Here is a 7547-nt window from a genome sequence, read left to right as displayed (position 1 = left end):
CTTCTGCAAACTCCCCCCCGTCATCGAACCGCCGGGATTAACTACATCACCTTCTAGCGTCACAACCCGATAGCGATATTGTGCTTTTGCCGCAATATGATTCGCATCTTCTAAGGTTTGGGCAACAACAACATTCCCAAGTAAACTAGAGAAGATGTTCTGATAAGTAGAATCGAACGATACCAGATCTACAGCAATACCTATAAAGCCTTTAGCCGATCTTAAAGAGCTGATCTCGTTGTCCGAAATCGAGCGCCCGCGGATAACATTCATGGRCAAGAACGTTGCCCGTCCCATTTGACGACGCTTCAAGAAGGAAATCGCTTCACGCCCGTCAGCTTCGGTTTCGACCACGATATTTTGTAAAGCTCCGCCTAAAGCAGTTTCAATCGCGATCTCCACATCAGCCGGCACTTTCACGAGTTCAGCAACAGCACCACGTATCCCCCGCAAATCCTTGCGGCCCTTCGCTTTCAGCACCTCTTTAACGCCTTGCATAAAGCCGTCATAGTCGTTGGCCATTTCTTTCATGGTGTCACGGCGTGACGTCAGTGCATCCAGCTTCTGCTCCCATTTACGTACCATACCTAATGCATCATCGAGCAAGCCCTGCTTATTTTTCAAGCTTTGCGTCAGTTGGACATATTGCTGTCTGATGTCTTCGATTTCTTTAACCGTCGTTTCAAGCTTTGTCGTTAATTCCTGCTTGCGAACGGTGATTTTCTCGCGTTGATCTGCCCATTTTTGGCGCTCATCATCAAGCCTTTCCAGCCTTCGCCCGATGCTTTCTGTTTGCTGCTCAGCATAACGAATTTCGTTTCGTGCTTGCGCCATCCGGTTCAGGGTTTCTAACAGTTCACCTTTTAATTGGTCTTCCGGTGAAGCGCTAATTCCTCCATTAACCCCAAGCAATCTCTGTTCTTCGGCCGTCAGCTTCGCTTGGAACTCAAACAGTTGGGCACCAATTTGAATGATTTTCTCACGCTGTTCGCTAAGTTCCGCTTCCTTGTCTATTTTGCGCTGTTCCTGCAAGGCAACTGTGCTGCTCAGCTGCTGCTGATTGGCCACGTAATTTCTCTTACGCTCTTTGAGTACCTCACCGTGTCCCTCGCACTTCTCAAACTCTTCGCTCAGAACAAGCAAACTTTCCTGAAGCTTCTCTAGCTCCTCTTCCAGCCTGCGGGTTTCCCATCGGTGTTTCTCCAAATGCGCATCGTGCTGATTCACAATGGTTGAAAGCTCTGTTTGCTCCTTGACCAGCTTCTCCAGCTTCTGCGAGGCTTCATTCCAAGACAAATATATCTGATCAATCTGATACACATACATGGCAATTTCACTGCTTTTGAGCGTCTCACGCAAATCTTTGTAGCGAATCGCTTTCTCCGACTGCTCCTGCAGAGGTTCTATCTGGTCTTCTAACTCTGAAACCAAATCGTGGATCCTGAGCAGATTTTGTTCTGTATCATTTAATTTCTTCTCTGCTTCCTTTTTCCGTGATTTATATTTAACAATCCCCGAAGCCTCTTCAAAAATGCCTCGACGATCCTCTGATTTCGTACTTAAAATTTCTTCAATACGTCCTTGTCCAATAATGGAATAGGCTTCTTTCCCGATACCTGTATCCATGAACAATTCCGTTATATCTTTCAGGCGGCAGGGCTGCTTATTGATTAAATATTCGCTTTCCCCACTCMTATGTACGCGGCGAGTAACCGTTACTTCATTGAAATCAAGCGGAAGCGATTGTGAAGTGTTATCCAGTGTCAACGATACTTCCCCATAATTGACAGCCCGGCGCGCATCACTGCCCGCAAAAATAACATCCTCCATTTTACCGCCACGCAAAGACTTCGCACTTTGTTCCCCCAGCACCCACCGGATGCCATCGGAAATATTACTTTTTCCGCTCCCATTCGGACCTACAACCGCGGTTATACCGCGCACAAATTCCAGCTCCGTCCGGTCTGCGAAAGACTTAAACCCGGATAATTCAATCCGTTTTAAAAACATGGTCTCACCTCAGCAATTATTGTAACATATCCCTTCCAAAAATAAGAGAAAAAAACAAAAGAGGCAGCATCAGCTGCCTCTTTGTGCTATATGACTTACCGCTGAACGGTCACATTCAATTTCAACAAAGCTTGCGCAGCAGCCTGCTGCTCAGCTTCTTTCTTGGAACGTCCCGCTCCGGTTCCTAGAAGGTCGGCATCCATGTGTACTTCAGCTACAAACTCACGCTCATGAGCAGGTCCCCGCTCATTCACAATCCGGTATTCCAGAGAACCCATTCCGTGATGCTGAGTATGCTCTTGCAGCTGAGTCTTGTAATCAATAACGAGCAACTTACCTTCACTGGAGATATTCGCAAATACATGCTTCTTCAGAAAGATCTTTACTACATCTATGCCTTGATCCAAATATAAAGCACCAATGAAGGATTCAAAAACGTCGGCAAGAAGAGCTGGGCGGTTACGTCCGCCAGTCAATTCTTCCCCTTTGCCTAGTAACACAAAAGCACCGAAATCCAAATCTTCAGCAAACGTAACGAGTGACGGCTCACAAACAATTGATGCTCGCAGCTTCGTCAACTCACCCTCCGAACGCCCAGGATAAGAATCATATAAAAATTCCGAAACGGTTAATTCTAATACGGCATCTCCTAAAAATTCCAGACGCTCATTATCTTTATGTCCAGCAATACGATGCTCATTCACATAAGAAGAATGGGTAAAAGCTTGCTTCAGCAGCTCTGATTTGCGAAATGTGATGCCAATCCGCTGCTGCAATTCCTTAACATTGCGGTTCATTGCTTAATTCACCACCCAGAGAGAATGCTATTTCGTTATCTTTCTTCGCAGGCAGGCAAATTATGCTTGGAACCTTTTCATAATAATCGTTGCATTGTGACCACCAAAACCAAATGAATTGGACATCGCAATATCAACTTTTGCTTGTCGTGCATTGTTCGGTACGTAATCCAGATCACATTCCGGATCTTGGTTTACCAGATTAATCGTAGGTGCAATCAAACTGTTAGCGATTGTCAAACCACAGATTACAGCTTCCACGCCTCCGGCAGCACCAAGTAAATGTCCTGTCATCGATTTCGTAGAACTAACCGCTACTTTGTAGGCATGATCGCCAAACGCTTTTTTGATCGCTGTTGTTTCTGACTTATCACCAACTGGTGTTGATGTTCCGTGAGCATTAATGTAAGAGATCTCATCTGGTGCAATACCTGCATCCTTGATCGCTTTCACCATACAACGTGCTGCTCCATCCGGATCCGGATCTGTCATGTCATTACGAGTGGACATCGCGCGCAACGCACAGAAACCAGCCACACCAATCGGCGTAATCGTCGCCTCTGCTCCGCCGCAGATCATAACGTCCGCGTCGCCGCGTTGAATCATTTTAAAAGAATCACCGATGGAATGCGTTCCTGTCGCACAAGCTGTAACCGCTGTTGAGTTCGGTCCTTTAGCTCCTGTAACCATCGAGATGTGACCCGAAGCCATATTCGCGATCATCATTGGGATAAAGAACGGAGAAACACGTTTTGGACCTTTTTCCAAAAGGATTCTATGCTGCTCTTCCCACGTGTTCAAACCGCCGATTCCAGATCCTACGGAAACCCCAACGCGTTCTGGATCTGTATCTTCTTTCAGGTTCAAGTTCGCGTCCTTCAGAGCGTTCAGCGCGCCAGCTACGGCGAATTGTACGAAACGGTCCATCCGGCGGGATTCTTTAGTCTTGATTAGAAACGGGACTCTGTAGACTATTACGTATGAGATTTTATGTAATTCGTAACTTCTCCTACTGTCGTAATCTTCTCAGCATCTTCATCTGAAATTTCTAAATCGAACTCATCTTCTAATTCCATTACTAATTCAACTACATCGAGAGAATCAGCACCAAGATCTTCTTTGAAAGATGCTTCGAGGGTGACTTCAGCTTCATCAACCCCTAGACGATCGACTACAATTCGTTTAACACGATCCAATACGTCGGACATCCGGTTCACCTCCTCTTTGGTATTATACGAGAATCTTTGACAGATTGCCAGTAGGCAATTTGGAGATTCTCTTTTTGGTGAATCTTACATGTACATGCCGCCATCCACATGAAGTGTTTGGCCTGTCATGTAGGATGCATCGTCGGATGCCAGGAAGCGAACAACCTTCGCGATTTCCTCTGGTTGACCAAGGCGTTCCAACGGAATTTGCTTTAACATTTGCTCGCGCATCTCGGCTGACAACTTGTCGGTCATATCGGTTTCAATAAAACCTGGCGCCACCGCATTAACGGTAATGCCCCGAGTGGAAAGCTCCCTCGCCGTAGCCTTGGTTAAACCAATAACCCCGGCTTTGGCTGCTACATAGTTGGCTTGACCCGGGTTTCCGAGCACGCCAACTACAGAAGATATATTAATTATTCGACCGGATCTTTGCTTCATCATAGGGCGTGTAACAGCTTTAACACAGTTAAATACACCCTTTAGATTTGTAGCAATGACTTGATCAAACTCTTCTTCCTTCATTCGCATGATTAGATTGTCTCTGGTGATACCTGCATTATTCACAAGAATATCAATCTTACCAAATTTTTCAATGGTTTGCTTAACTAATTCCTCAGACTCCTGATAGCTGCTCACGTCAGCACGAAGTTTAATGGCCTTGCGCCCCATTGCCTCAATCGCTGCTACTACTTCTCCAGCAGCGGCTTCACTTCCTGCATAATTCACAGCAACATCTGCGCCATGCTCAGCCAAATGCAAAGCAATCGCTCGCCCAATCCCGCGGGATGCCCCGGTTACCAGTGCTACTTTACCTGTTAGCATGATCGTCATCAGTCTCCTTCAAATACTTCTCCAAAGCTTCTCCACTGCCGATCGACACGATCTTCACCGTTTTATCGACTTTTTTGATCAGACCGGCAAGCACCGTTCCTGATCCTAACTCAATAAACTTCTGCGAGACGTTCCGAAGCCGGCTTCATGAGCGAAGAGTGGAAAGGTCCGCTCACCTCGAGCGGTATGGCCCGCTTCGCTCCAGCTTCCTTGCAGCGTTCGACAACCGCTTGCACGCCTTCTTTGCTGCCCGAGACGACGATCTGTCCCGGGCAGTTCACATTGGCGAGCTCCACGACGGAGCCGCCGCTTGTGATGGCCTTGCACAGCTCCGCAAGCGCTTCGCGCTCGGCTCCGAGCACGGCCGCCATCGCGCCCAGGCCGCCAGGGACGGCCTGTTCCATGAACTCGCCGCGGGCCCGCACGATGCGGACCGCGTCTTCGAAACCGAGCACGCCTGCTGCGACGAGCGCGCTGTATTCACCGAGACTATGTCCAGCGACATAGTCTGGGGTAATGCCCGCAGCCTTGAATGCTTCCAGACAAGCGATGCTTGTTGTCAGCAGTGCAGGCTGCGTGTGGTACGTGATCTTCAGTTGGTCCTCTGGACCTTGGAAGATCAGATCAGACAAGGAGAAGCCCAGCGCTTCATCCGCGCGGTCAAAATAAGCTTTGGCAGCTGGATGATTCGTGTATAAATCATGACCCATTCCTACTGACTGCGAACCTTGGCCAGGAAAAACAAAAGCAATTTTACCCATACGAGAATAGGATCCCCTTTGGCAATAGATTTTAAATAATATAGATGAATTAGATGTATAAAATGGACTAACCTACCAAACCATCGCGGTTGCGCCCCAAGTCAGGCCTCCGCCAAAACCAACAAGCACAAGACGATCACCTTCAGTTAATCTGCCTTGCTCAGCTGCTTCTGCAAGCGCTACAGGTATGGAGGCTGCTGACATATTTCCGTATTTATCAAGATTGATCATACATTTATCTGCCGTCATGTCTAGTCGATTTAAAGAAGCTTGAATAATTCTCATGTTTGCTTGATGAGGAACGAGTAAATCGATATCCGATTTGTCCCAGCCTGCTTTGCGCAGAACTTCATCTGCTGCGTTCCCCATAATCCGCACCGCGAATTTGAAAACTTCAGCACCAGCCATATAGATGTAATGCATACGTTGATCAATCGATGTTTGGGAAGCAGGATTGCGTGATCCCCCGCCTTCAATTTTCAGCAGTGGTCCACCTGTACCGTCAGCACCAAGTTCAAATGACTTGAAACCTCTCTCTTCTGGCACTTCGCCTATCACAACAGCTCCTGCACCGTCACCGAACAGAATGCATGTATTCCGGTCTGTATAATCTGTTATCTTGGATAAACAATCTGCACCAATGACTAGGGCATATTTATAAGTTCCGGTTGCAATGAAATTAGATGCATTAGCTAGTCCATATACGAAGCCTGAGCATGCTGCTGATAAATCAAATGCCGCCGCCCTTTTGGCACCCAGCTTCTCTTGAAGGATACAAGCCGTTGATGGGAATGACATATCTGGCGTAATGGTCGAAACGATAATTAAATCAAGTTGGTCCGCAGTAATGCCAGCGTTGGCCAATGCGATCAATGAAGCTTCGTAACAGAGGTCGGACGTTGCTTGCCCTTCAGCTGCGATCCTTCTTTCACGGATGCCTGTTCTCGTTACGATCCATTCATCGTTCGTCTCAACCATCGTTTCCAATTCTTGATTCGTTAATATGCGATCAGGTACATATTTACCTGTACCAAGTACCCCAACTGGTATTAGGTTCATGTTGTTATATCTCTCTTCCCATGGCTTATTTCGGCAGATATCGTGCCAACCAGATCATTTTGCAAAGCTATTCTAGCTTGGCGAACTGCATTTTTAATAGCAGCACTTGAGAAGATTCAACATTTCCCACAAAATGAATAGGCCCTTGCTCCATTAAAGGATATGCTGTTTTGGTTAATTCATTCCCTTTGGCAGCCTCGGTTCCTACGTTGAGAAGGCCTACGCGCGGTTTAGCAATGCCATGCACTTTGAAACGGTAAATGCTGCCCATGATTGCATACTGGAGCAATTGCTCCGGCGTAGCATCCATGTTCGCACCTAAGTCCAAAGCAAGGACACCATTGCCGTCCATTGTCGGGATCATCGGCGCCAGAGCCGGACGCTCAATGCCTGGGATCCTTCCAACTACGAGCAAGCCCGTCGTCATCAATGCGCCTGTATTACCAGCGGAAATCATAGCTTCCGCCTCTTTCTCTCGTACTAGTTTACCCGCTACAACCATGGAGGCATCTTTTTTGCGTCGCACAGCTTTCACAGGCTCATCTTCCGCTTCAATGACTTCCTCCGTGTGACGGATACTTATATTTGCCGGCCTCTCTGTGAGGTGGGCTTCAATTGCGGCGCTGTTGCCGACCAAAATGATATGTACGTCTTTCCACTCTTTGGCCGCTGCTAGCGCACCCTCCACTACAATCTTCGGGGCATTATCGCCGCCCATGGCATCAATCGCGATCCGCATGCAGCTTGTCCTCCCTCTCTAGATGTTGCTCTTTCTTCGAATGAAAGATCACGAAATTACCTCGGAACACAGCCTCATCGCCTACATAGGAAGACACTTCAACTCTTGCTTTCCCTTTGGAAACGGAACGCACATAGGC

General features: G+C 47.4%; 5 protein-coding genes and 3 pseudogenes. All 8 read right to left on the bottom strand.

Translation table 11 applies throughout. The annotated features are described in order from the left end of the window. A partial coding sequence (gene smc / locus AC1DUA_RS29310; protein WP_477503106.1) for a chromosome segregation protein SMC occupies positions 1–2010 on the bottom strand: 2010 nt, incomplete at its 3' end. 95 nt (positions 2011–2105) lie between these two features. Beyond that, positions 2106–2807 carry a ribonuclease III gene (rnc, locus tag AC1DUA_RS29305; RefSeq protein ID WP_477503105.1) on the bottom strand — a complete coding sequence of 234 codons (702 nt, stop codon included), beginning with the start codon at positions 2805–2807 and terminating at the stop codon, positions 2106–2108. 60 nt (positions 2808–2867) lie between these two features. Then, positions 2868–3758 (bottom strand): annotated as a pseudogene (locus tag AC1DUA_RS29300) (beta-ketoacyl synthase N-terminal-like domain-containing protein); the annotation flags it as partial. A 23-nt stretch (positions 3759–3781) separates the two neighbouring features. After that, positions 3782–4015 carry an acyl carrier protein gene (gene acpP, locus AC1DUA_RS29295; protein ID WP_028558238.1) on the bottom strand — a complete coding sequence of 78 codons (234 nt, stop codon included), beginning with the start codon at positions 4013–4015 and terminating at the stop codon, positions 3782–3784. An 84-nt stretch (positions 4016–4099) separates the two neighbouring features. Beyond that, positions 4100–4840: a 3-oxoacyl-[acyl-carrier-protein] reductase gene (gene fabG, locus AC1DUA_RS29290; protein ID WP_477503104.1), complete on the bottom strand. Its 741-nt coding sequence runs from the start codon at positions 4838–4840 to the stop codon at positions 4100–4102. Continuing rightward, positions 4827–5610, bottom strand: a pseudogene (gene fabD / locus AC1DUA_RS29285) (ACP S-malonyltransferase). Before fabD ends, fabG begins: the two are co-directional and overlap by 14 nt. A 72-nt stretch (positions 5611–5682) precedes the next feature. After that, positions 5683–6669, bottom strand: a complete 987-nt coding sequence (locus tag AC1DUA_RS29280; protein ID WP_477503103.1) for a beta-ketoacyl-ACP synthase III — start codon at positions 6667–6669, stop codon at positions 5683–5685. A 100-nt stretch (positions 6670–6769) separates the two neighbouring features. Next, positions 6770–7408 (bottom strand): annotated as a pseudogene (gene plsX, locus AC1DUA_RS29275) (phosphate acyltransferase PlsX); the annotation flags it as partial. Positions 7409–7547 lie beyond the last annotated feature (139 nt).

The organism is Paenibacillus sp. 01T422 (assembly GCF_056398785.1).
This window is presented reverse-complemented; position numbering and strand designations above follow the sequence as displayed.